Annotated in this window: 23 protein-coding genes and 1 tRNA gene; 17 read left to right on the top strand and 7 right to left on the bottom strand. The window is 39.4% G+C overall.

The window, feature by feature from the left end; genetic code table 11:
* Positions 1-67: 67 nt before the first annotated feature.
* From hisB to hisG, 4 genes are all read right to left on the bottom strand, one after another.
* Positions 68-1,201 (bottom strand): bifunctional histidinol-phosphatase/imidazoleglycerol-phosphate dehydratase HisB, encoded by a 1,134-nt coding sequence (gene hisB, locus JHD79_RS04590; RefSeq protein WP_199118024.1) that lies wholly within the window; start codon positions 1,199-1,201, stop codon positions 68-70.
* Positions 1,198-2,241: a histidinol-phosphate transaminase gene (gene hisC / locus JHD79_RS04585; RefSeq protein WP_199118023.1), complete on the bottom strand. Its 1,044-nt coding sequence runs from the start codon at positions 2,239-2,241 to the stop codon at positions 1,198-1,200. Before hisC ends, hisB begins: the two co-directional genes overlap by 4 nt.
* Positions 2,242-2,253: 12 nt before the next feature.
* Positions 2,254-3,540: a histidinol dehydrogenase gene (gene hisD / locus JHD79_RS04580; RefSeq protein ID WP_199118022.1), complete on the bottom strand. Its 1,287-nt coding sequence runs from the start codon at positions 3,538-3,540 to the stop codon at positions 2,254-2,256.
* Positions 3,541-3,608: 68 nt separating this feature from the next.
* Positions 3,609-4,460: an ATP phosphoribosyltransferase gene (hisG, locus tag JHD79_RS04575; protein ID WP_199118021.1), complete on the bottom strand. Its 852-nt coding sequence runs from the start codon at positions 4,458-4,460 to the stop codon at positions 3,609-3,611.
* A 267-nt stretch (positions 4,461-4,727) separates the two neighbouring features.
* On the opposite strand from hisG, the gene JHD79_RS04570 reads away from it, so the two are divergent.
* A complete protein-coding gene (locus JHD79_RS04570; protein WP_233164565.1) occupies positions 4,728-6,305 on the top strand; it encodes a L,D-transpeptidase family protein in 1,578 nt (525 codons plus the stop codon).
* Between the two features lie 52 nt (positions 6,306-6,357).
* Here the strand turns inward: JHD79_RS04570 and JHD79_RS04565 are convergent, their stop codons facing one another.
* From JHD79_RS04565 to JHD79_RS04555, 3 genes are all read right to left on the bottom strand, one after another.
* On the bottom strand, positions 6,358-7,341 hold the full coding sequence (locus JHD79_RS04565) for an EamA family transporter (protein WP_199118019.1): 984 nt from the start codon (positions 7,339-7,341) through the stop codon (positions 6,358-6,360).
* A gap of 10 nt (positions 7,342-7,351) precedes the next feature.
* Entirely contained in the window at positions 7,352-7,819 is a 468-nt protein-coding gene (locus tag JHD79_RS04560; protein WP_233164564.1) for an Lrp/AsnC family transcriptional regulator, read from the bottom strand.
* A 585-nt stretch (positions 7,820-8,404) separates the two neighbouring features.
* Positions 8,405-9,175, bottom strand: a complete 771-nt coding sequence (locus JHD79_RS04555) for a murein L,D-transpeptidase catalytic domain family protein (protein ID WP_199118018.1) — start codon at positions 9,173-9,175, stop codon at positions 8,405-8,407.
* 271 nt (positions 9,176-9,446) lie between these two features.
* Between JHD79_RS04555 and JHD79_RS04550 the strand changes: the two genes are divergently transcribed.
* The 16 genes from JHD79_RS04550 (at position 9,447) to JHD79_RS04475 (ending at position 26,036) form a co-directional block, all read left to right on the top strand.
* Positions 9,447-11,519, top strand: a complete 2,073-nt coding sequence (locus JHD79_RS04550) for a BatA and WFA domain-containing protein (RefSeq protein ID WP_199118017.1) — start codon at positions 9,447-9,449, stop codon at positions 11,517-11,519.
* Positions 11,520-11,549: 30 nt separating this feature from the next.
* Positions 11,550-12,809 (top strand): dihydroorotase family protein, encoded by a 1,260-nt coding sequence (locus JHD79_RS04545; protein WP_199118016.1) that lies wholly within the window; start codon positions 11,550-11,552, stop codon positions 12,807-12,809.
* Between the two features lie 90 nt (positions 12,810-12,899).
* Positions 12,900-13,574 carry a hypothetical protein gene (locus JHD79_RS04540; protein WP_199118015.1) on the top strand — a complete coding sequence of 225 codons (675 nt, stop codon included), beginning with the start codon at positions 12,900-12,902 and terminating at the stop codon, positions 13,572-13,574.
* Positions 13,575-13,578: 4 nt separating this feature from the next.
* Entirely contained in the window at positions 13,579-14,175 is a 597-nt protein-coding gene (locus tag JHD79_RS04535; protein ID WP_199118014.1) for a DUF4199 domain-containing protein, read from the top strand.
* 132 nt (positions 14,176-14,307) lie between these two features.
* The gene (locus tag JHD79_RS04530; protein ID WP_199118013.1) at positions 14,308-15,255 is read left to right on the top strand and encodes a glycosyltransferase family 2 protein; all 948 of its coding nucleotides are present in this window, start codon (positions 14,308-14,310) and stop codon (positions 15,253-15,255) included.
* 72 nt (positions 15,256-15,327) lie between these two features.
* Positions 15,328-16,293: a glycosyltransferase family 2 protein gene (locus JHD79_RS04525; RefSeq protein WP_199118012.1), complete on the top strand. Its 966-nt coding sequence runs from the start codon at positions 15,328-15,330 to the stop codon at positions 16,291-16,293.
* A gap of 58 nt (positions 16,294-16,351) precedes the next feature.
* Positions 16,352-17,227: a hypothetical protein gene (locus JHD79_RS04520; RefSeq protein ID WP_199118011.1), complete on the top strand. Its 876-nt coding sequence runs from the start codon at positions 16,352-16,354 to the stop codon at positions 17,225-17,227.
* Between the two features lie 92 nt (positions 17,228-17,319).
* Positions 17,320-18,819, top strand: coding sequence for a GH3 auxin-responsive promoter family protein (locus JHD79_RS04515; protein WP_199118054.1), 1,500 nt, complete (start codon positions 17,320-17,322; stop codon positions 18,817-18,819).
* A 94-nt stretch (positions 18,820-18,913) separates the two neighbouring features.
* Positions 18,914-20,080, top strand: a complete 1,167-nt coding sequence (locus JHD79_RS04510) for a 1-deoxy-D-xylulose-5-phosphate reductoisomerase (protein ID WP_199118010.1) — start codon at positions 18,914-18,916, stop codon at positions 20,078-20,080.
* Between the two features lie 19 nt (positions 20,081-20,099).
* Positions 20,100-21,491, top strand: a complete 1,392-nt coding sequence (rseP, locus tag JHD79_RS04505; RefSeq protein ID WP_199118009.1) for an RIP metalloprotease RseP — start codon at positions 20,100-20,102, stop codon at positions 21,489-21,491.
* A 59-nt stretch (positions 21,492-21,550) separates the two neighbouring features.
* Positions 21,551-22,075 carry a Fe-S protein assembly co-chaperone HscB gene (gene hscB / locus JHD79_RS04500; RefSeq protein WP_199118008.1) on the top strand — a complete coding sequence of 175 codons (525 nt, stop codon included), beginning with the start codon at positions 21,551-21,553 and terminating at the stop codon, positions 22,073-22,075.
* A gap of 43 nt (positions 22,076-22,118) precedes the next feature.
* Positions 22,119-23,021, top strand: a complete 903-nt coding sequence (locus JHD79_RS04495) for a LysR family transcriptional regulator (RefSeq protein ID WP_199118007.1) — start codon at positions 22,119-22,121, stop codon at positions 23,019-23,021.
* Between the two features lie 59 nt (positions 23,022-23,080).
* On the top strand, positions 23,081-24,277 hold the full coding sequence (locus JHD79_RS04490) for a threonine synthase (protein WP_199118006.1): 1,197 nt from the start codon (positions 23,081-23,083) through the stop codon (positions 24,275-24,277).
* 80 nt (positions 24,278-24,357) lie between these two features.
* On the top strand, positions 24,358-24,654 hold the full coding sequence (locus JHD79_RS04485; protein ID WP_233164563.1) for a DUF3817 domain-containing protein: 297 nt from the start codon (positions 24,358-24,360) through the stop codon (positions 24,652-24,654).
* Between the two features lie 100 nt (positions 24,655-24,754).
* Positions 24,755-25,885, top strand: coding sequence for an aminotransferase class V-fold PLP-dependent enzyme (locus JHD79_RS04480; RefSeq protein ID WP_199118005.1), 1,131 nt, complete (start codon positions 24,755-24,757; stop codon positions 25,883-25,885).
* A 71-nt stretch (positions 25,886-25,956) separates the two neighbouring features.
* Positions 25,957-26,036, top strand: a tRNA-Leu gene (locus JHD79_RS04475).
* Positions 26,037-26,128: the final 92 nt, after the last annotated feature.

Below are 26,128 nucleotides of genomic sequence, written 5' to 3'. Positions count from 1 at the left end.
TACTTCTCGCAATGACAGTAAAAGGCTAAGCAGACAATCCTTACTCCTTTATCTTTGCTCTTTATTCTTACAAAACCCCTTTCGTACTTGGCAATACCATTTTCTCGGCATCACGCTTAACTGCCATTTTAATAGCTTTCGCAAAGGCTTTGAAAATAGCTTCAATCTTGTGGTGTTCGTTTTCTCCTTCTGCTTTAACGTTTAAATTGCACTTTGCTGCATCGCTAAACGATTTAAAGAAGTGAAAAAACATTTCTGTTGGTACATCGCCAACCTTTTCCCTTTTAAACTCGGCTTCCCAAACTATCCAATTCCTACCTCCAAAATCTATGGCTACCTGGGCCAAACAATCATCCATAGGTAGGCAAAAGCCATAACGTTCAATGCCCAGCTTATTGCCTATGGCCTTGGCAAAAGCTTCGCCAAGTGCAATACCGGTATCTTCTACGGTATGATGCTCGTCAATGTGCAGGTCACCGTTGGCTATAATATCCAAGTCCATTCCGCCATGACGGGCTATTTGATCTAACATATGGTCAAAAAAGTTCAGGCCCGTTTTGATGTTGGCTTTTCCCGTCCCATCTAAATCCAGCTTGATATAGATGTCAGTTTCATTGGTTTTTCGGATATGCGTAACCGTTCTGGCCCCACCACGTAGAAAGGTATAGATGTCTTCCCAGTTTTGGGTTTCCAAAGCAATAATATCTGTTAGGTTTTCTATTTTTTCCAGGTTTTCATTAATGCCCAGATTGTCGTTTTGACGTAGGAATATGCCCTTTGCCCCCAGGTTTTTAGCTAAGATGATGTCATTTAACCTGTCGCCAATGACAAATGAGTTACTAAGGTCATAAGAGCCGTCAAAGTATCTGGTCAGTAAGGCTGTGCCAGGTTTACGAGTAGGTGCATTGTCTTTGGCAAAAGTTCTGTCAATTACCACTTCGTCAAATACCACGCCTTCACCGGCAAAGGTGTCTAGTATGAAATTGTGTATGGGCCAAAAATTCTCTTCCGGATTTGAAGGGGTACCTAATCCATCTTGATTGGTAACCATTACCAATTTGTAGTCCAATTCCTTGGCAATCTTAGAGAGGTAATATAGTGAACGAGGGTAGAACTTTAGCTTGGCAAAGCTGTCTACCTGTTCATCTGCTGGTTCAATGTTTAATGTACCGTCTCTGTCTATGAATAAAATCTTTGTCATGATAGTTGGTCTAGGGTATTTAAAAGTAAGTTGTTTTCTTCAACGGTACCTATGGTTATTCTGAGGCAGTCTTCACAGAGGGTTACTTTAGATCGGTCGCGAACAATAATGCCTTCGTCTACTAATTGGTTATAAACTTCATGTGCGTTTTCAATGGCCACTAAGATGAAGTTTGCATCAGAAGGATAGACCTGTTTTACTTTTGGTAGCCTGCCCAATGCGTTGCTCAGTCTGTCTCTTTCACTTACAGTTAGCTTGATCCAGTCATTCACCTGTTGTATATTCTGTAATGCGGCAAAGGCCAGGTCTTGCGTAGCCTGATTAATGTTGTAGGGAGGCTTTACCTTGTTCAGTATATCAATGATTGGGGTAGAAGAAAAAGCCATGCCCAATCGTAAGGCGGCCAGTCCCCATGCCTTAGAGAAAGTTTGCAATACCACCAAATTAGCGTATTCGGTTAATTCTTGAATAAACGTCTTCTGTCTGGCGAAATTGATGTAGGCTTCATCTATTACCACAAGACCGTTAAAGTTAGCTAAGATCGTCTCTATGTCGCTTCTATTTAAAGAATTTCCAGTAGGATTGTTAGGTGAGCAGATGAAAATGATCTTGGTGTTTGAATCAATAGCTTCTGCAATCTTTTCCAGATCGAGCTGGAAATTGGGCAAAAGATTTACTTTTTTTATGGCTACATCATTGATGTTGGCCGATACTTCATACATGCCATAAGTTGGGGGCAGGATAATGACATTGTCCTTTCCTGGATTGCAGAAGGCCCTGAACAAAAGATCTATGGCCTCGTCACTCCCATTGCCTAAAAAGGTGTTTTCAATGGGCACACCCTTTATCTTGCTAATGGCCTCTTTTAAGTCCAGTTGTAAAGGATCGGGGTAACGATTATAGTTTGCTGGAAGCGGGGAGCCGAAACTGTTCTCGTTGGCGTCTAGGTAAACGCTGGCCTGCCCCTTAAACTCATCTCTTGCAGTAGAGTAGGGGCGTAGTGTTTTTATATTTTCTCGTTGTAAGTCGCGTACATCCATTTTTAAAAGAATTTAATTGAGCTTGGTTAGTCTAATGCTGATGGCATTTTTGTGTGCTTGCAGGCCTTCAGCTTCTGCTAGGGTTTCTACGGTCGTTCCAATATTTTTTAAGCCATTACTGTTAAGATGTTGAAACGTTATTTTCTTAATAAAAGTGTCAACTGAAACACCCGAATAAGCTTTTGCATAGCTACTTGTGGGCAAGGTATGGTTTGTTCCAGAGGCATAATCGCCAGCGCTTTCTGGAGTAAGGTTGCCTAAGAATACCGAGCCGGCGTTGATAATCAATGGAATAAGGTTTTCGTAGCTTTCGCTGGCTAAAATCAAGTGCTCGGGCGCATAAATGTTGCTAAATTGCATGGCTTCCGTTAAATTTTCTGTTAAAATGATGTAGGAATTTTCGATAGCCTGTGCCGCTATTTCTTTTCTTGGAAGTTTAACTAGTTGTTTTTCAATTTCTTTAACTACGTTTGTTGCTATCTTGTTTGATGTAGAAACTAAAATAGACTGACTATCAGTTCCATGTTCGGCCTGTGCTAATAGGTCTGCGGCAACAAATGACGGAATGGCAGTCTCATCGGCAATCACTAAAACCTCCGAGGGTCCTGCAGGCATATCTATGGCTACTATATTTTGCACTAGTTTTTTGGCTTCTGTAACATACCTGTTCCCGGGACCAAAGATTTTGTCGACCTTGGGGAGGGTAGCGGTTCCAAGGGCCATGGCAGCTATGGCCTGTGCTCCTCCTATCAAGTAGATTTTTTCGATGTTAAGCAGGGTGGCTACATAAGCAATGTAGCAGTTAATCTTGCCATCGCTTTGAGGAGGGGAGCATATCACGATTTCTTTACAGCCCGCTATTTTAGCAGGAATGCCCAGCATCAAAAAAGTGCTGGGTAGCACAGCGGTTCCACCAGGTATGTAGAGGCCTACCCGTTCAATCGGTCTGCTCTCTCGCCAGCATTTTACGCCAGGCATGGTCTCTATTTTTTCTTCAGGTTTTAACTGCGAAGCATGAAAAGTATAGATGTTTTGGTAGGCCGTATCAATGGCACTTTTTACTTCTGCTGGAATTTGTTCTGCAATAGAGCCGATTTCTGATGTGCCGATATATAGTGAGGTCAATGTGACTTTGTCGAACTGTTGCGTGTAGGAAAACAGGGCTTCGTCACCGTTGCTTTTTACATTGGCAATGATGTCTTCCGCTCTTGATTTAACCAAATCGTCGTCGGCTATGCTCCGAGAACATAGTTTGTTAATTTCTTGTTTAGTTAAATTTTTTAAATTATAGATTTTCAATGTTTTAATATTTTAAATTAACTAATAGTTAATAGTAAAATTGATGATTTTTCTTGTTTTGAACCAGCTTAGGTAATGATTTTTTCGATGGGCATAACCACAATGCCCTGTGCGCCCGCTGCTTTTAAGCTGTTGATCTTTACCCAAAAATCCTGCTCTGCAATTACCGAATGAACCGCCACCCAATCTTCTTCAAACAAAGGGACAACAGTTGGACTTTTTACGCCAGGCAATAATTCTACTACAGCCTTTAGATTTTTCTTTTCCACATTAAGTACTACGTATTTGGTCGTTTTAGCTCGTAGTACTGACTGTATCCGTTGTACCAATTCTACCACCTCGGCATTGAACTCTAAGCCTGGGCTGGATATCATGACCGCCTCCGAATCCATGACGCTGGTGAAAGGTCTTAGTCCGTTATTTTTTAAGGTGCCGCCTGTAGATACGATATCGAAAATGGCATCGCTTAGGCCAAGGCCTGGGCCAATTTCTACAGAGCCGGAAATGTTTCTGATCTGTGCATCTACCTGGTTGGCTTTAAGGAATTTTTCAAGAATGACAGGGTAGGAGGTGGCAATAACTTTTCCGTTAAGTTGTGGAACGGTATTGATGTCGCTATCGTTTTTCACAGCGATTTTAAGGGAGCACTTTCCAAATCCCAGTTTTTGCAAGTAGGATACATTGGCACCTGTTTCTACAATCACATTTTCGCCAACAATGCCCAAGTCGGCAATGCCATCCTGTACATATTCGGGTATGTCGTCATCTCTAAGGAAAAGGATTTCCAACGGGAAGTTGGTAACGGTGGAGATAAGTGAGCTTTTGTAGTTTTCAAATACTAAGCCACAATTTTTAAGAATTTCTACTGATTTTTCGTTGAGTCTACCCGATTTCTGGATAGCAATTTTAAGTGTTTTCACTTTGTTAAATTATAGGATAAGAAATATAAAATCTATTTAAAAACCATTCTGAAGTACAGAACATAACATTACATATCGCCACAATGGCGATGGTGTAGATGTGCATGATGGTTTAAATATTGATTCATTTAAAGTTCTTTTCCTTAATTTTGTGGTAAGGTATGGCAAATATATACTAGTTTGGTATACAATCCAAAAATTAATGGCATTTAATTTGATACAAGAAGAATTCTACCGATTTAAATGTTAAAACTTTATACGCTAAATTTGAAAAAAACGCTACTTTTTATACTTTCCTGCCTGTTTTTAACTTCTTGCGCTTGGTTTCAGGAGAAGCCGGAAATTGCGGTCGTATTGTCAGCACATTTCGATAATAAGCTGTACAATAAATTCGACACGGCTATATACAAACCGATATTCAAGGCTAAACTCGAAAAAAGACGCGAAGAATTCCTTAATCCGAAAGTGATTACTGCCTTTTACGAAAAAAATGAATACCTGCCCCTTTTGGTGACCAAATTTTATACAAATGGCAGTTTGGATAGTTTAAAAAATTATATCGCCCAAAGCTCACAAGATGGGTTTAATCCCGAGATCTTTGGGGGGATGGTGTTGGAGCGGCAATTGCAGGTGTTGTCTGCCAATCGGTTTAAAGACATTGGGGAAGTGTATTCGTTGGTGGCAGATTTAGAATTAAGTTCGGCATATGCCTTGAATAAATACACCAACTTTATCCAGTATGGAAGTATTAACCCACGTAATTTTTTCAATCGCTATTATATTCAGGTAAAACGTCCCGATAGTGCAAAGATGGATTCGGTGCTGAATACGAACGATCTGCTTTCGGTGCTGCGGAATGCTCAACAGACTTCAACATCTTATCTTGGACTAAAAAAGGGCTTGGCGCACTATCGTGATAGCTTGAAGAAAGAAGATGCGCCCGAGATCAAGACCATTAAAATGAATTTAGAGCGTATGCGTTGGCAGCTGCCCATGCAGACTGAAGAGCGGGTAGTGGTTAATATTCCAGATTTTACATTAACCTGGTTTAGCAAAGAAGATACTTTGGTACATATGAAGGTTTGCGTTGGAGGGAAAAGAGAAGCTGGTTATGTCGAAAAAATGAAAATTTACCTGAAATCTGGTAAGCTTGATGATAAACCCAAAAACCATGAAACCCCACAGTTGTTCAGTATTTTTAACTCTATACAGGTTAACCCCATCTGGAATATTCCGGTAAGTATTGCCAAAAGTGAAATTTATTGGATGGCTCTGAAGGACCCTTTCTATCTCTCCAACAATAATATCAAAGTTTATTATAAAGGGAAATTGGTGGCTGATCCGGATACGATACAGTGGAACCGCTATCCGAGAGAGAAACTGCCTTTTCAATTTAAACAGGGATCTGGAGAAGGAAATGCATTGGGTAAGTTTAAATTCATATTTGATAATAGTTCGAGTATCTATCTGCATGATACCAACAACAAATACGGATTTAAATTAGCCAATAGGGCTATAAGTCATGGTTGTGTACGTATTGAAGCACCCCTGAAATTTGCCGAGTTGATGGTGAGGGATAAATATCAGTATGACAAATTGCGTATGGAGGTAGATCTACCTCCGGTAGATACGACAAAAAATGAGATCTTTAGAAAAAAACTAGCCAAAAAAACGGATACATTGAATGCTTTTCAGTTAAAACCAGCTTGGTTTGCAACCAGAAAGAATATAGCTGTTGTCATTGCCTATTATACGGCTTGGGCTGATCATGGTGTGGTGCAGTTCAGGCCAGATGTTTACGATTATGATCCTGTTTTGTGGGAAGCCATAAAACGATATATGTAAGTGAATACCATCCTTTTCTAGCCTCCCATTTGTGGAGCTGATAGGAGAATTATCAAGTGTTTTCTGTGCTCAATGTGGGTTGTGGGCAAGCCTGTCCAGAATGGTTTTTGCTGTTCCTGTATTTGCTCAGGTTGATGAGCAATACGCTGACCAAAATAACCACTAGGCCTATGATTTGTAATAGACTGATTTTCTCTTCGGTAAAGCACAGGCTTAGCAAAACTGCCACCACGGGGTTTACATAGGCATAGGTGCTTACTTGTGTGGCTGGACGAACTTTTAATAGCCAAACGTAAGCGCTAAAAGCTGCTATAGAACCAAATATCACAAGGTAGCCTACCGATAGCCAAGCATCCAAAGGAATGGTGGTCCAATTGAAAGTTTTAAATTCTGAAGTGATCAATCCGCCAGGTAGGAAGGCAATTCCGGCGGCAATCATTTGCCATGCCGTATTTACAGATACCGAATCTTCGGGTTTTGAATGGTGCTTGGCATAGAGCGAACCGGCAGCCCAAGCGGCTGGTCCCAGTACCAAGAGTATCATGCCAAAGATCAAGGCAGGGCTTTGGTCTGTATTCAGAATTTGAAGTAATTGTTCTCCAAACAAAAGAATTACCCCAATAAAGCCTACAATAAGACCAGCTACGGTAGAAGTGTTCCCGAAATTTTCTTTCCATTTTGGTTTGTCCAAAATAACAAACCATATGGCGGCAGAAGCAACCATGATGGCTACCAATCCGCTCGGAATAAACTGTTCTACCCAAATAACGATGCCGTTACCTATGCCTAACATAAGAACACCTGCCACGGCAGCGTGTCTAATTAATCGCTTGTTGAATATTTGCTGGCCTGTAAGCTTGCACCAGGAAATCAGGAGCAGGCCAGCTACAATGAACCTGAATGATCCCAGGATGAAGGGAGGGAAACCGGCCAAGGCCTTTTGGATGAAGAAATAAGTTGAGCCCCACACAATGTAAACAATGGCAAAGGCTAGATAGACGAATAATAGAGGGGCTGTTTTTTTTACATTTGCCATAAGGGTGTGGTTAGGTATTGGTTTCTGGAATGATTAATTTTTGGTCTTCTTTTGCGGTTTCGAGTACAATGGTGGTACGGACAGAAAGAATATTTGATATTTTACTGAATTCGTCGCGCATTAGGGCCATAAGCGAGGCGGAGTCCCTGGTTCTTACTTTTACCAGATAACAGTCATCGCCGGCAATGATATGTACTTCCTGCACCTCTTTTATTTTCGATAGCTCGTCGGCGGTGGTGGTACAACCTACGGTGTTAGATGTTTTCATGGAGATGAAGGCCAACAAGCCCATGTCAATTGCGGTGGGGTCTATTTTGGTGGTATACTGTGTAATTACTTTTCGTTGTTCCAGTTTTTTTACGCGTTCCAGTACGGCCGACGGTGCCATTTCCAATTCCTTGGCCATGTCTACGTTAGAGATCCGCGAGTTTTCCTGCATCAATCGCAAAATGGCCAAATCTATTTTGTCTAAATTCATTTTTGTGATTTTAATTCAATAAAATTATGTTAAATATGAATATTATTCGTAATTTATTTGTAATAAATGATTTTTATTCTGTTTTATTGGTTTGTGGTCCACAAGGAATTTAAATTGATGTATAAACTTATAGCTATACGTAGTTAAACTTATATTGCGATATAAGTTGTAATAATGTTTTTAGTAAAATACGGCCGGGAGCCCTATTATAGAAATACTCTACAAATGGCACCTTTTCTAATTGTTGAGATAGGGAATTAGGGTAAGATCTGAAGGTCAACTAGTGTATTGTCACTCAATGGACTATGAGAAGAAATTATGATTCAACGTGATTTCGAGATAAGAAATAGTCTAATTTCAAGACCAGTAGCCTGTTAGTCCCTCGTCTGTCTTGGTTGGTGTGGCAAGTAAGTAATAAGCCAGAGCATTTCCTTTGAAGCATCAGGCGCTTTGACGATTTTTTGTTCTTTTTCCTATGAAATTGCTTAGCAATCTTGAGTAAAATAAAAAAAACAATAAAAGAAGAGCTTAAACGAAAAACTGTATTTTTCTAAGCTTGCTTAATCCAAACTCACATTAGTTTAATTAATCCATTGACGAATTAAGCGGTTCATTGGCAAAGTTGGCCGCCAATGTTTCGTCCAAATACTTAGAGTGATATTGCTCTACACTTTTATTGATGAAAAGTAATGTTTTGTCTGCAATGGTTTTGATAACCTCATTGGCAAATTCAGGTGCCACTGCTGGGCAGCCTTGGCTACGGCCAAGGCGGCCCAACGTATTAATGGTGTTAGGGCTAACGTAAGGAGCACCGTGCACCACAATGGATCGGTTTCTGGCATTATTGTTAAATCCTTCGTCCATTCCGTCTAATTTTAGAGATTTGCCGTGACTGCCCCAATAAACCTCGCCGGTAATATAAAAACCTAAACTGCTACTCAAGGAATTATAAGTGTTGGAAAAATTTACCGCCTCATCATTTCCGCTTTTTTGTCCATGGGCCACCCAGGTATTCAGTAATACTTCCTTCTTTTCCAAGTCTATAACATATAGTCGTTTTTTAGTGCTTAACTGATCAAAATCAGCAATGCTCAAGATCTGTTTTGAAGAAAGTTGCCCGGCTTTTTTGAGGTTGTAAAAGCCCGTTAAAGCTTTCTCGAATACATTGAGTGCCAAGCCAGCCTGCTTAAGATGGAGATCTGCGTAGAGAATGTTCACATGCTGATGATAACTACTGTCTAAAGTAAGTTTAATGTATGGAGGTTTAGTGGGTATGGAATCGGATTTCCAAGCGGAAATGGATAATAATATGCTAAGGGATATCAGCCCAATCATTCCTAAAATGTATTTTCTCATTCGCTCTCTCTGCTTCGTTAAAATTTTAGGTACAGTTTTATAAATAGGCTAATACTTTTAATAAATGAATGTTACAAAAGTACAACACTGTTGCAGTAAAAAATAGGTGTACTGATATTCTTGCCTTTATATGACATTGTTAGGGCTTTGTAATCAGTAACTTGATAAGTTGGCTGCTGTCAAAATCAAGATTTTCCCCAATAAGTTTATAATGTTAAATCACCTCAAGACGCTTTTCATTATGCTATAAATTTCCTACCTTTGGTTTTTAATGAATTTCCTCTATCCGGGCTTTCTTTTTGCACTTGTAGCGGTCGTTATTCCGGTCATCATCCATTTGTTCAATTTCAGGAAATTTAAAAAGGTTTATTTCAGTAATGTAGCCTTTCTCAAAGAGGTAAAAGAACAAAATTCTTCAAGGGAAAAATTAAAAAATCTCTTGATCCTGATTTGTCGCATACTGGCAATCACTTTTCTGGTGTTGGCCTTTGCCCGTCCGTTTTTTAGTACTTCTACAACTGTAGATAACAGCAAGGGAAACATTATTAGTATTTACATCGACAACTCCTATAGCATGGATGCGGTGAATAAGGAAGGAAATTTATTGGACGAAGCTAAACGAAGGGCAAAGGATATTGTAAAAGCTTACCAACTGAACGATAGATTCCAATTGTTGACCAACGATTTTGAAGGAAAACATCAGCGTCTGTTGAATGCCGATGAATTTTTACAGGCCATTGAAGAAGTGAAGATTTCTTCGGCGAATAGAGCGCTGCAACAAGTGATCAATAGGCAACAGGCCATTTTTACAGGGAATAGTAATCGGTTTTCTTATATCATCTCCGATTTTCAGACGGGTTTTGGAGGTAGTGAACCACTAAAAAAAGATAATAATACCCAGCTAACTTTAGTTAAATTAAATGCTAACGCTTTGCCAAATGTTTCGGTAGATAGTGTTTGGTTTTTATCTCCTGTTCATCAGCCCAATGTATCAGAGAAGATTGTCGTACGCTTAAGGAATTTTGGAAATGAGGATGCCAAGAATGTGCCCCTAACACTAACCATTAATAGCCAACAAAAAGCGGTAGGAAGTGTAAACGTAGCAGCAGGAGCAGCCTATATAGATACGCTTTCTTATAGTGGCTTGTCACTGGGCTGGCAGAAGGGGGTAATTAACATTAAGGATTTCCCACTCACTTTTGACGACCAGTTGAATTTCAGCTTTAATGTGAGTGCACATTATAAGGTGTTGGCTATTAATGGGCAGGAAACAGGAAAATATATCCATGCACTTTTCCATGCTGATCCTTACTTTAAATTGGAGGAAATGTCGGAAAATAATATCAATTATTCGATGTTGACCAATTATAGTTTGATCGTGCTTAATGGCTTGTCAAATCCGTCGAGCGGTTTGGCCCAGGAACTCAAGAACTATATCGGTAATGGTGGGTCTGTAGCAATTTTTCCGAATACCAAGAACGATAAAATAACACTTTCGGCTTTTCTTACGGCATTGAATTTACCAGCAGTGGGTAACTTAAGTACCGAAATAAGTAAGGTGAGCAATATCGAATTGAAGCATCCCCTGTTCAAAGATGTTTTTGAAACCTTACCCAAAAACATGGACCTTCCGCAGGTAAACCGGTACTTTACCTTTATAGAAAATAATAAGAGCAACAAGGAAAACTTATTACAGTTACCCGCAGGAAAATTATTCTTTGCCCGCTATATTTTGGGTGCCGGACAGGTTTTCTTATCGGCTACGGGTTTGGCAAATGAAGATGGGAATTTTGCCAGGCATCCATTGTTTGTGCCCTTAATGTATAAGGTAGCTTTTGAAAGTGCATCGCATCAACCCTTATTCTATACTATAGCAAAAGATCACGTTATCTTATTGCCACAGGTTAAACTAGGGGCCAACCAAACCTTAAAATTATTGGCCAATGGGTTTGAAGTGATACCCGATGTAGATCAACAGCAAGGTAAAACATCCCTTTACGTTGCTGATCAGATCAGTAAACCTGGGTTTTACGAAGTGAAAAAAGCAGATTCTACCTTGGCCATTGTTGCTTTTAATGATAACAGGGCAGAATCTAATATGGAATATGATGATCGGGATGTTTTAGAGAAGCGCTTCGGGGCAAATCCCGTTCATTTTATAGATACTAAAACTGCCAACATTTCATCGGCCATTGCCGAAAAAAATAATGGCACCGAGATATGGAAACTTTGTCTAATTTTGAGTTTAGTTTTCCTAGCTGCCGAAATATTACTGCTCAGATTTTATCATACCCAAAAAACAATCCCGATTAATCGGGAGAGCTCATTGATACAAAAAAAATAATATAAGCTAATCCATAAAATATAAAAATTCATGAACCTCTTAGTTAAGGGAATTACCATTGTTGATCCAAGCAGCGAGTTTAATGGAAAAACTTGCGACATTCGAGTAGAAAAAGGAATCATTGTTGCTATCGATAAAAGCTTATCACCGTTAAAATCGGAGAGTGTTTTCGAAGCACAGGGAGCCCTACTTTCTCCAGGTTTTTTTGATCTCAACTGCTTTATTGGTGACCCGGGTCTGGAAACGAAGGAAGATCTTAAGACAGGTACAGCCGCTGCCAGTGCCGGAGGGTTTACCGGAATAGCGGTAATGCCCAATACTAAGCCGGTAGTGCAGAGTAAGGCAGAAGTGGAATATATCCTTAACCGTTCAAAGGGAAATGTAGTTGACGTATACCCAATTGGAGCCATTAGTAAAGATGTAGAAGGGAAGGAACTGGCCGAACTTTTTGATATGAAACAGGCAGGGGCAGTGGCTTTTGCCGATGCGGGAAAGGCATTGGCAGATGATGGCTTTATGAGCAGGGCTTTACAATATGCCTTAGGCTTTGATGGTTTGTTGTTTGCCCATCCCGAGAACAGGTCAATAGCAGGTAAGGCGCAGGTCAACGAAAGTAAGAATAACGTTTTGTTGGGAATGAAGGGTGTTCCGGCATTGGCCGAAGAGATGCAAATAGCAAGGGATATTTTTTTGGCAACCTATCATAAGGCGCCTATACACATTAGCAATATTTCTACAGCCGGAGCTGTGGCATTAATTAAGCGAGCCAAAAAGGATGGCGTAAAGATCACCTGCGATGTTGCCGCACACCAGTTGGTGTTTACCGAAGAATTGCTCAACGACTTTGATAGTAATTATAAGGTAAAACCTCCATTGCGTAGCAAGGCCGATAATAAGGCACTGATCGCAGGATTAAAAGATGGGACCATCGACGCCGTTTCCTCTCAACATCGGCCACATGAAATAGAATTTAAAAATGTAGAGTTCGAAATTGCAGCCTATGGCATCATTGCATGGCAGACCGTTCTGCCCTTATTATTACAGGCAGGCCTGGATCCCAATCTGATTGTAGATAAACTGTCTGTCGGACCACGTAAGGTGTTAAGGCTTGCCGTACCCCATATCCATGTAGGAAATGAAGCTAATTTTACGGTGTTCCATCCAACTAAAGAATGGAAGTTTGACGCCTCATCCAATCAATCGAAATCGGCGAATTCTCCTTTGTTAAATACGGTTTTAAAAGGGAAGGTAGAGCTGGTTTATAATAATAGTCAATACAGAATATATTAAATATACTTCCTGTCGTTCCAACGATAAGAGGAAGCTATTAAAATAATGGTTTCTTCACTTCGCTCTGAATGACAGACAAACAAAAATATAATGAATAGCATCGTAAAAAAGACATTAACGGAATCTTTGGCAAAGTTTGCTGAAATTACCAAAATAGGCAGTGAAGAACTATTGGATAAATTAGTTGGCGTTTTTGAGGCCGACGATCATTTTATGGCCAAAGTCGCCAAATTTGATGAGGTTTTCAATGAATACCCAAAATTTGATGAATTAAGGGAGGTTTATTTCGACCTGTTGATGATCAATTTCTTTACCAGCGATGTAAACAAATTGGAAGCTGATTATCTTGATTCGAAAGAATGGGAGGATATTGAAGACCAGACGATAGATCGAGGTACAGAATTACTTAATCTTTTACTGTACATCAACGAATGCCATGATGAACAGATCAAACCTGGTTTGGAAGATTTCCTTAAAGAATTTCTTTTGGTAGATGAAGATGAATTTCAGGATGAGTTCAATATTTACGAAGACCTGATCAGTAACCAGCAATTGGCCGAAAGCAGCGTGGAAGATATCTGTAATAATGCTAAATTGATGGATTTGGGAGAGGAAATGGAAGAATTATTCGTACCTTTTATGGTTTTCTTCTTGCAGCCAAATGCGAATGAACAAACCTTAAAAGAATTGGAAGGATACAGTAACAATACCGCTTTTGATGTTGCAGTATACAGTTTAATTGCTAATTTTAACCAAAACAGATAAACAAATGATGATGGAAACCACACAAAACACAGTGAACATAAAAACTGAAGCCTTAAAAAATGGCCTGATTTGGGGCGTAATAAACATTGTAATTTTTCTGATTACATGGTATTTGATGCCAAGCTTGATGAGTTCCTATGTGTATGCCGGTATTACTATACTGATAGGCATTGCCCTAGCTGTTTTCTTTACGATAGACATGCGTAAGAAAGTTGGGGGATATTGGACTTTTGGTCAGGCTTTGTGGCCAATATTTGTCACTTTTGTACTGGCCATGGCATTGGTTTTTGTGTTCAATATTGTATTTGGTAAATATATAGATCAGTCGTACCCGGTGAAAATGAAAGAATTGGTAATGACAAAGTCTGAGGCTACCATGAAATCATTTGGCTTGGGTGACGAAGAAACGGCAAAAGCTTTAGCTAAAACACAAGAAAATTTGGATAAACAATTCACCCCTTCTTTTGGTCAGGCCGTTATGGGATTTGGTATATCGGCCATAATGTATTTTATCGGTGCCGTTATTTTTGCACTGATCTTTAAAAAGAATGATCCTAATCCTTTCTCCGATCAAAAGGACGAGCATTTTGGTACAAATTAAGGAAGCTTAATATTAGTTTTTCAAACGTGCAGATATCTCAATTTAATTGATGAAATTTGCACGTTGTTTTTTAGAGTAAGGTTTTTGGACTATTTGTGTCTTGATCCTCATACTCAATACTTGATGCTAAAAATGGACATATCAATAGTAATTCCGTTATATAACGAAGAAGAATCATTGCCCGAGCTGATGGCTTGGATAAATAAGGTGATGGAGGAAAATAGCTTCTCTTATGAAGCTATTTTTGTGGATGACGGTAGTACGGACACCTCATGGCAGGTAATTACCGAACTTAAGGAAAAGTACGGTAGCCTCAAGGCCATTAAGTTTAGAAGAAACTATGGCAAGTCTGCAGCCTTAAATGTGGGCTTTGAAGCTGCACAGGGAGAAGTGATTATTACCATGGATGCTGATTTACAGGATAGCCCAGATGAAATTCCTGGGTTGTATCGTCGTATTAAGGAAGAACGTTATGATGTGATCTCGGGTTGGAAGAAGAAACGCTACGATCCCATTACCAAAACCATACCTACCAAATTATTTAATGCCGCTACCCGTAAAATGAGCGGTATAGAGTTGAACGATTTTAACTGTGGCCTAAAAGCCTACCGCAAGGATGTCGTGAAAACCATTGAGGTGTATGGGGAGATGCATCGTTATATTCCCGTTTTAGCTAAATGGGCTGGTTTTACTAGAATAGGAGAGCAGGTAGTTGAACATCGGGCACGTAAATATGGCATAACCAAGTTTGGTTTGAGCAGATTTATCAACGGTTTTTTAGACCTGATGTCTATCTTCTTTGTGGGTAAGTTTGGTAAAAGACCTATGCACTTTTTTGGTTCTTTGGGCGTACTTAGTTTTTTCTTGGGCATAATCATGGCCATCTATATTATGGTGGAAAAGAAAGTTTTGATATGGAATAATCTGCCTTATCGTAATTCAACTGACCAGCCTTTGTTTTATTTGGCGTTGGTAGCCATCATAGTAGGTTCACAGATGTTTTTGGCGGGTTTTGTAGCAGAATTGGTTGGTAGAAATGCACCAGAAAGAAACCAGTATTTAATAGAAAAAGAAATTTAATTGAGCTTAAAGACCAAAGCTTAAAGCTCAAAGTGCTTTAGTTTTTAGTCTTTCGGCTTTTAGTCTCAAGACATGTTTTTCTCCATCATTATTCCCTTATATAATCGTCCTCAAGAGATCAAAGAACTTTTATCTACCTTGTGCAGGCAAACTTATACACAGTTTGAAGTGCTGGTGATAGAGGATGGTTCTGTAAATGATGCCAAAGACATCGTTGCTTCGTTTGAAAACGAATTGGATGTGAGGTATTTCTATAAAGAAAATTCTGGTCAGGGATTTTCCAGAAATTATGGTTTTGAACGTGCTAAAGGTGATTATTTCATTATTTTCGATTCAGATATATTGGTTCCTTCAGATTATCTGGAGATCGTATATAATTATCTTTTTGAGCATCAGCTAGATGCTTTTGGAGGTCCAGATGCGGCCCATGATAGCTTTACACCAGTACAGAAAGCCATTAGTTATGCCATGACCTCGCCTTTTACCACAGGAGGCATTCGTGGAAATAAAAAACACATCGGACAATTTCATCCACGTAGTTTTAACATGGGGATTTCGCGTGAGGTTTATGAGCAGGTAGGTGGTTTTATCCTAACAAGATTGGGCGAGGATATTGAATATAGTATCCGTATACATGAAAAAGGCTTTAAGATAGGATTGATTCCTGCAGCTAAGGTTTATCATAAACGTAGGACAAGTTTTAAACAATTTTATAAGCAGCTGCATTTTTTTGGTAGGGCAAGGATCAATATTTACAAACATTTTCCTTCAGAACTAAAAGCGGTGCATTTCTTTCCCGCGATCTTTACCTTGGGCTTGGGTTTTACCCTGCTCTGTAACATACTGTACCGTCCGTTGGCCTATGTAGGCAATTTCTTTTTAGGGTTGTATTTTTTGTTGATATTTTTTCATGCTTTACAGGTTAATAAATCAATAAAAATCGCATTTTTGAGTGTGATAGCTTCATTTATCCAACTTACCGCGTATGGACTGGGCTTTATACAAGATTTTACAAAGCGTGTGATACTGAAGAAATAAAAATTTACAAGGTAAGATTAACCAGTTAAACAATTATACAGTTAACCAATAAGTAACTATGATTAACTATTTAAAAGAAAGTACTTTCGCCGTTAAGGATGTTATCATGCAGGCATGGAAGGTAACCAAAGAGAATTATTTCTCCATTGCCACACTATGCTTCCTGATTTTTTTGACCGCCTCTACTTCTACCTTCATGGCTTTTTTTATGGAAGATGTGAACCTTGGCATTAGGATAGTGATGTTATTGATCTTTATTATGAGCTATTGTGTGGTCGAACTATGTATGATCAAGTATATGTTTCGTTTGCTCGATGAAGAAAATGCCGATATCCAGATCATCGAAACCTTGCCCACTCGGGTAGAGGTGATCAAATTCCTTATTGCTACGGTATATTTTGGGGTCAGTATTTTTCTTGTGGGCATATTGTTGATGCCTGTTCTATATGTGATTGACCTATTTCTGAAATTATTGCTCAGTCAGGGAATTATAGAGAGCTATGCAGCTACGGGTGCAATTATAGTGAATATAGCGGTTGGAATTGCCATATTGAGTATCTTCTTCACTTTTATTAGAATTATCTTTTTTCCGTTCTTCATCATTGATAAACATAGTTCGCCATTTGAATCCATTAAATTAAGCTTAGCTACTACGAAAGGCAACTTTATCAAACTTTTATTCATCCTCTTGGGCTTGGTTGTGGTGCAGGCAATTGTTTTTGGTTTCTTCTATATTGTCATACTAATGGGGTTTAGGTTGGTCAACCTATTCTTTGATTATGACATTACCCAATACAGCTCTTTGATCGTAGTGGTTTTCAGTTCATTTGTTATTGTACCATTTTCAACTGCCTTTTTTGCCGTAGCCTATCGTAAGATCATGAACGATTATAAAGGAGACGAACATCCCGATATCATTCATAATATCGTATAATCAGATGTTGTAATTTGTGATGGAAAAACTTACCAAGAAATTTCATGCGAATTGAAAAGAATGTAACTTAAAACTAGTAATTGATAAGAAAAATGGGATTGAAATCGGCTTTAAGTAAGGTTTTTGCATCATTTGTGGTAAAAAAGATCAACAAATGGAAATATAATGCCGTAGAAGCGCAACATAAAACATTACGCTATCTTGTAAAAGAGGCCAAACATACGGTATTTGGGGCCGATCATCAATTTGAAAGCATCCATACCTACGAAGATTTTAAGGCCCGAGTACCGATTAGCGATTATGAAGAGATAAGGCCTTATATAGAAAGGGTAGTAGGAGGAGAAGCAGATATTTTGTGGAAAGCCAAACCTCAGTATTTTGCCAAAACTTCGGGTACCACTTCTGGGGTAAAATATATTCCCATTTCTAAGGAATCCATGCCAGAGCATATCAAAGCGGCCCGTAATGCATTGTTGACCTATATCCACGAAACAGGTAGGGCCGAATTTGTGAAGGGTAAGATGATCTTTCTACAGGGTAGTCCTATATTGACAAAGAAGAATGGTATCAACGTAGGTAGACTCTCGGGAATTGTGGCCCATTTGGTACCCGGCTATCTGCAAAAAAATAGGATGCCCAGTTATAAGACCAATTGTATAGAAGATTGGGAGGAAAAAGTAGAAGCCATTGTAGAGGAAACCATTCACGAAGACATGACACTGATCTCGGGCATCCCACCTTGGGTGCAGATGTACTTCGATAAACTCACCGAGAAGAGCAATGGAAAAAAGATCAAGGATATATTCAGGAATTTTCAGTTGTTTGTATATGGTGGGGTAAATTATGAACCCTATAGGGCAAAGATAGAAACAAGCATTGGCAAAAAAATAGATGCTATTGAAACTTATCCGGCTTCTGAAGGCTTCATTGCCTATCAAGATAGCCAGCAAGAGAAGGGGCTGTTGTTGTTGGCAGATGCGGGTATTTTTTACGAGTTTATTCCGTCAGAAGAATATTATAATGACCATCCTACACGTTTAAGCTTAGGAGAAGTAAAGTTAGATCAGAACTATGCATTGATCTTAAGTACCAATGCCGGACTATGGGGCTATAGCATTGGCGATACAGTAAAGTTTGTTTCCTTAAACCCTTACAAGATCGTAGTAACCGGACGGATTAAGCACTTTATTTCTGCTTTTGGAGAACATGTGATTGGCGAAGAAGTAGAGCATGCCCTGCTATCCATAGCAAATGAAGAAGGTGTAGAAATCACCGAATTTACAGTAGCGCCACAGGTAAATCCACCTTTAGGTGAATTACCGTATCACGAATGGTTTGTGGAATTTGGAAAAGAACCGAAAGACTTAAATGCTTTTGGTAAAAAAGTAGATGAAGTTTTACAGCAAAAAAATATCTACTATTTCGATCTAATTGAGGGAAATATATTGCAGCAATTAAAGGTAAGGTCTTTGCAAAAAGATTCTTTTGTCAATTACATGAAGACCCAGGGTAAATTGGGTGGGCAAAATAAAGTGCCAAGGTTAAGTAACGATAGGAAGATTGCAGAAGGGTTAGAAAAATATATTGTTTGATTGTACCGTCATGCTGAATTTATTTCAGCATCAGTAGGCTAAAATAAAATGATCCTGAAATGCATTCAGGGTGACGATAAGAAGAGATAAAATTTTGAAAAACATATCCATATTAGGTTCAACAGGTTCCATTGGCACGCAGGCCTTGGAGGTGGTTCGCGCAAATCCCAATTTATACAAAGTGGATGCGCTTACCGCTCAACATAATGCAGAATTGTTGATACAGCAGGCTCTGGAGTTTAAGCCAGACTTGGTGGTGATTGGCAATGAAGCATTTTACCAAAAGGTGAAATCGGCCCTGCCGCATATCAAGGTAATGGTTGGAGAAGAAGGATTACTTGCTGCAGTGCAATTGCCCCAAACTAAAATTGTGCTGACGGCCATTATGGGCGCAGCCGGGCTTACGCCAACCATCGCGGCTATTGAAGCCAAAAAAGATATAGGCCTGGCCAATAAAGAAACCTTGGTGGTAGCAGGGGAACTAATCATGATGCTGGCCAAACAACATAGGGTTAAAATTATTCCGGTTGATTCGGAACATTCGGCTATTTTCCAGTGTTTGGTGGGCGAGAAGGAAGAGACCATAGAAAAAATTTTATTGACTGCCTCTGGAGGTCCATTTAGGGGAAAAGATCGGTCATTTTTGGCTACGGTAACTAAAGAGGAAGCCCTAAAGCATCCTAATTGGGTAATGGGCGCTAAAATTACCATCGACTCGGCCTCGCTAATGAACAAAGGTTTGGAAGCTATTGAAGCCAAATGGTTGTTTGGCCTGCAGGCAGACCAGATTGAGGTAGTAGTACACCCACAGTCTATTATTCATTCTATGGTGCAATTTAATGATGGATCTATTAAGGCGCAAATGGGGCTGCCAGATATGAAATTGCCTATCCATTATGCTTTTGCCTATCCAGATAGATTAGTGGCTAATTTTGAGCGATTTAGCTTTGTCAACTATCCTGAATTAACATTTTCTAAGGCAGATACAAAAAGTTTTCGTAACCTTGACCTTGCTTACAAGGCGATGGAGGTGGGAGGAAATATGCCCTGCATCATCAATGCGGCAAATGAAGTGGTGGTCGATGCGTTTTTGAAAGACAAAATAGGATTTTTAGAAATGAGCGATGTTATAGGAGAATGTATGAATGCAGTTGACTTTATAACGCATCCAACATTAGACGATTATTTAGAAACCGATAGGCTTACGCGTATATTTGCAGGCGAATTAGTAACAAAACAAGTATTAACAAATCTAAAATAGAAATACACTAAAATAGAATATGGACGGATTGATTATGGCGGGCCAGCTGTTGCTGGGATTATCGATACTAGTAATTTTACACGAATTAGGACATTTTTTAGCAGCACGTGCTTTTGGAATTAAAGTAGAAAAATTTTATCTTTTCTTTGATGCCTGGGGATTTAAGCTTTTCAGTTTCAAAGTTGGCGATACAGAATATGGGGTAGGCTGGTTACCATTGGGAGGCTATGTGAAAATAGCGGGAATGATCGACGAGTCGATGGATACCGAACAACTAGCGCTACCAGCACAACCTTGGGAATTCCGTTCTAAACCAGCTTGGCAACGTTTAATCGTAATGTTGGGTGGTATTATTGTGAATGTGGTCGTAGGGATCTTTATTTTTTGGATGCTTACTTTCAAATACGGCGAAACTTTTATCCCTAACAACCAATTGGCCTACGGTGTTCATCCGGGTATTATAGGGCAGGAAATTGGATTGAAGGATGGAGATAAGATATTGGCCATAAACGGACAAAAGTTGATTTATTTCGATGAGTTGCTAAGTTCTAAGGTATTGTTGGGCGACACAAGGTTGACCATTTCTAGAGAGGGTAAGGCGATGGACCTAAAAGTGCCAGAATCAGTCCTTAACAGTATCAGTAAACACGGTATTGAAGAATTTGTAGCACCAAGAATGGTGGCCCAGAAAATTATTAAGGTAAATACACCAGAAGACGTAGCGGTAAAACAAAGTTTTCTAGCCAAGTTATTGGGCAAGGAAGCCCCGGCTAAAGTGCCTGTTCCAGCTTTTAATGCAGGCATTAAGGTAAATGATAGTATTTTGTCAGTTAACCAGAAGCCAGTACGCTTTTTAGATGACGTAACTACCGAAATAGAAAAGAATGCCGGAAAAACCATTAGCTTTAAAGTATTAAGGAATGGTAAGGAACTAGACTTAAAACCTAAAATAGCGGCAGATGGAACCATTGGCATTGCTATAGGTCGTTTAAGATTGCCTACCAAAACCATCAATTATGGTTTGTTCGAATCCTTCTCTGTTGGGGTAGACAAAGGATGGACCACTTTTGCCGATAACGCAAAGGGAATCTGGAAAATGATTACCGGTAAGGTAAGTGCCCGTAACATCAGCAGCCCAATTGGTATTGCCAAGGTTTATGGTTCGGAATTTGAGTGGGAGAAATTTTGGCGCCTAACAGGACTCATTTCGATGGCTTTGGCCTTTATGAACCTATTGCCAATTCCGGCTTTAGATGGTGGACATGTTGTTTTCCTGATCATCGAGATGATAAAAGGTCGTCCACTAAGCGATAAGTTTATGGAAAAGGCCCAAATTGTAGGATTTGTAATTTTGCTGAGCCTAATGGTATTTGCCTTTGGCAATGATATATTGAAGATATTTGGGAAATAGCTAAAAGCAGAAAGTTAAGTTCCATAAACTTTCTGCCTTCAGCTTCTAACAATTTATGTATGAACTACTTTGAACTTTACGGCTTGCCAATTACTTTTCATCCAGACCAAAATGTGGTGAAACAGCAATTCTATGCATTGAGCAAAAAGTATCATCCCGATTTTTATATTAAGGAGAGCCAAGAAAAGCAAGAGGAGGTTTTAGAGCGTTCAACACTTAATAATAAGGCTTTTCAGGTGTTAAAAGATCCTGCAAGAGTACTCCAATATGTGCTGGAGCTTAAAGGTGTAATAACAGAAGGAGAACATTATGTTTTGCCCCAATCTTTCTTAATGGACATGATGGAGGTGAACGAGACTTTAATGGAGTTGGAATTTGATGAAGATCAAGGTAAACTGGACATCTTAAAAAAACAAATTGCACAAATAGAACAAGCTCTTAATCAAGAATTGGAGATACTGACCAAAGGTTTTCACTACGAAGGAGATAATCGGGAAAATATCCTTAAAGCTATAAAAGATCTTTATTATCGTAATAAATACCTTCGTCGTATAACAGAAAGCCTAGCTAAATTTGGTAAATAAAATATTCCATTGGCTTAATTATTTTATTGGTATTTTTGATTGAATGCTATCTTTTAATCATCTGGTCTTTATAGAAGTAGCCAAATACTTGAGCTTTACACGCGCTAGCGAAGTGTTATTTATTAGTCAACCCGCTATCAGCAAACATATCCATAATCTGGAGCAGTATTACAAAACACCTTTGTTCGAGCGTAAGAAAGGGACGGTAACACTTACCCATGCTGGCAAGATTTTACAACAACATTTACAAGTAGCGGTTTCCTTGGCCCAGCAAATAGAATTCGATATTGGCAGTGTGTATAATCAACAATTGCTTAAGGGCGAATTGAAATTGGGTGCTAGTACTACTATTGCACTTTATGTTATTCCGGCCGTGCTTTCGGCTTTCAGAAAACAGAATGAAGCGGTAAAGATCAGTTTGTTGAACCGGAATTCAGAAAATGTGATGACGGCCCTGTTGAACCATGAAATTGATCTAGCCATTATCGAAGGAAAAGATAAAATGGCCAATGTAAATAGCCAGTATTTTCTGGCAGAGAGGGTTGTGGCGGTTTGTGCAAGCAAAAGCTATTTGGCCAAGCAACAAACCTATAGCCTCATGGAACTTAAAAATATTCCACTCTCTTTGCGTGAGCGCGGTTCGGGAACTTTGTTGGCCATAGGTCAGGCTCTTGCCGAACATGGAATGAAAATCGGTGACCTGAATGTATGTATGCGATTGGGTGGAACAGAGGCCTTAAAAAACTTTATTTTGGCTGATGATAGCCTAGGTTTTCTGCCCTTAAAAGCTGTAGCTAAAGAATTGGAAAGAGGAGAGCTTATACAATTGAATATAGATGGACTAACCATAGAAAGACATTTTTATTTTATCCAGCGCCTTGGCGATGAAAATAATGGAATGAACAAGGCCTTTATTAAGTTTGCTAAACAATGCTATAACTTTTAGTTATAGGTTATGCAAAAAGAGTATTGGCTATTCGTTTATTTTGAAGCTATTTTAGCTCAATGAAAACGAATTCTTCCCTAATGGAGCCAACGGTTATAACCAGTCTTTATCAACTAAAATGTAGTTCTTGCCAAGCTGTTTACGATAGTACGCAATTACAGACTTTTTGTACAAGCTGTCAGTCGCCCATAATAACCGCATTTGAACTTGCCCCTGCCTCGCCCTTTGAAGTGATCGATGTGGCAGAGAGGTCAATGTGGCGTTATGCCAAATTTTTACCCTTATTATCAAGGAAGCATAGGGTGAGCTTGGGCGAAGGATTGACCCCTATTTTAGAACTGTCTACCTTGGGCAATATATTGGGGTTGGATAAGCTGTGGTTAAAGGACGAATCGTTTAATCCTACAGGATCTTTTAAAGCACGTGGATTAAGTATGGCTGTTTCAAAGGCAAAAGAACTTGGTGTGGAAGCCTGTATTGTGCCTACAGCAGGGAATGCAGGTGGAGCCCTGAGTGCCTATTGTGCCAAGGCTGGTATCCAGTCTACCGTAGTGATGCCTAAACATACACCAGAAGCTTTTAAAAAAGAATGCTTGGCTTTTGGAGCAGAACTGATCTTGGTAGATGGTCTGATTAACGACTGTGCCCAAAAGGTGGCTTCCATTAAAAAGGAGAGAAACTGTTTTGACATGTCGACCATGAAAGAGCCCTATCGCTTAGAAGGTAAAAAAACACTGGGCTACGAATTGGCAGAACAATTGAACTGGAACTTGCCAGATGTGATTTTGTATCCGGCAGGAGGTGGAACTGGGCTCATTGGGATATGGAAGGCTTTTCAGGAAATGAAGCGCATGGGCTGGATCACTCATATTCCTACCAGGATGATTGCGGTACAAGCTGAAAACTGCCAGCCCTTAGTGGCTACTTTTAAGGGCTTACAGCCAAATTGTAGTAACTATCAGGGCAAGGCAACGGTAGCTAATGGTCTGGCCGTGCCTCGTCCTTTTGCAGAAAGGATGATGTTGGAGGTATTGGCCGAATCAAATGGAAGTGCATTGGCCATTGCAGAAGCTGAAATCATAGATAACCTTAAAGAAATATCTACCGCAGAAGGTCTTTTAATTGCACCAGAAGGAGCCGCGTTATTGGCTGCCTTAAAGAAGCTCCTTAAAAGCGGACAGGTACAGCCCTATGAAAAGATATTGCTCCTTAATACTGGCTCTGGTTATAAATATTTGGATAATTTCGATTTTTAAGTAGGTTAGGGGATTGTCAAAAAGGAAAATTAACCTATTAGGCGATTTTTTAATGGTTACTTTTGGGCAAATTACACTGCATGATGTCATCGTTAAATCTGTTCAGAAAGGTAGCGCTTACCGAAGGTATTTCCTATCTCGTCCTTTTGTTTATGGCTATGCCACTTAAATATGTCTGGAAAATGCCCCTAGCTGTTAAATATGTAGGTTGGGCGCATGGAATGTTGTTTGTATTGTATGTAGTTTGTTTGATCATGGCCTGGCAAGAAAAAAAATGGGGCATAGGGAAAGTAATTGTGTTGTTTGTAGCCTCATTACTTCCGTTTGCGCCTTTTTGGGTCGATAAAAAGCTAAAAGAAGAGGAAAGCCCAAGATGATACCCTTAGCATGTGTGCTTGAGTTTGTTGCTTGAAAATGGTTGCAAGAGGCAAGCTTGATATCCGTTTTACAACCCTTTTTAAGGGAGCTTTGTTCTGTATGGCCTATTGTTTTGGCTTTAAGAAAAAAGAAATCCAGTTTCACAAAAAGCAATTACCCTGTCTTTCGGTCAGAACAGGTTTTGACCTTGTACTGCAGGCATTGAATCTTGAACGTGGTGCTGAAATTTTGGTCGCTGATATTAATATTCCCGATATGTTTACCATTATGGAGGTCCATGGATTAAAAGCGATACCATTGGCTGTGGATAAACATACATTGGGCCTATCTCCGGCAGAACTAAAAGCTGCCATAACCCCTCAAACAAAACTGTTGTTAATTACGCATCTATTTGGTGCGGTGATGGATACAGAAGTGTTGCTGCAGATAGCCCAAGCAAATAATCTAGTCGTAATAGAAGATTGTGCACAAGCTTTTGATGGAGACTATGTTGGTCATCCGCAATCGGATGTAGTCATGTTCAGTTTTGGGCTCATAAAAACCAATACAGCCTTAACTGGGGCAGTGCTTCAGATTAATAGTGAAATACTTTTTGCTAAGATAAAATGGCTAAACGAGCAGCTGCCAGAACAGCCAACTTCGCGCTATCTTAAAAAGATAATCAATGCTATGTTAATTAACTTGATAACCAAGCAATTGCCATATACCATTGCTTATCAATTGTGCAAACTGGCCAATAAGGATTTTGATACCCTGATTTCTGGCTTTACCAGAGGTTTTCCAGGAACAGATGTGATGAAGAAGATCAGCTATAGACCATCTTATCCCAATCTGCGTGTGTTGAAAAATAAAATAGAAAACTTTGATCGTGCAGTTATCTATAAAAGACAAACATTGGCCAGCCAATTATTACAACAGTTAAATGGAAAAGTGAAGATTGGTGCACATAATTCGAAGCATACGCACTGGGTGATCCCAATTGAAACAGAAACCCCCGCTTTATTGATTAGACAATTAAAAGATAAAGGTTTCGATGCGACTGCTAAGGCCTCTAGTTTAGTCAAATTAGATATTTGTAGATCAGGAATGGGCTTAACAAATGAACTAAAATTAGAGAATTTAGTTTATTTACCTATGAATCTGGGTATGAAAGAAAGTGAAGTTAGGGCGCTAAATCAATTGTTGCTAGATATATGTAGAAACACTAGCAGTGAACTATTCAAAATTTGAATAAAAAGAAGAAATAAATTTGCTTATTTAGAACCTAATTGATACATTTGCGCTCCGCAATTCAAACAAATGCCCAGCTGGCGGAACTGGTAGACGCGTCGGTCTCAAACACCGATAGGAAACTGTGCCGGTTCGATTCCGGCGCTGGGTACATTTAAAATAGCTAACATATTTATTGTTAGCTATTTTTTTTATAAAGTCTTTTAATTCAAGCCGATCTGTTCAGTTTATTCGCATCATGGA

Origin of the sequence: Pedobacter sp. ASV28, assembly GCF_016428855.1 — a bacterium.
Classification (GTDB): Bacteria; Bacteroidota; Bacteroidia; order Sphingobacteriales; family Sphingobacteriaceae; genus Pedobacter.
Note: the sequence above shows the minus strand (reverse complement) of the source record. Positions and strands in the feature narration are given on the sequence as shown.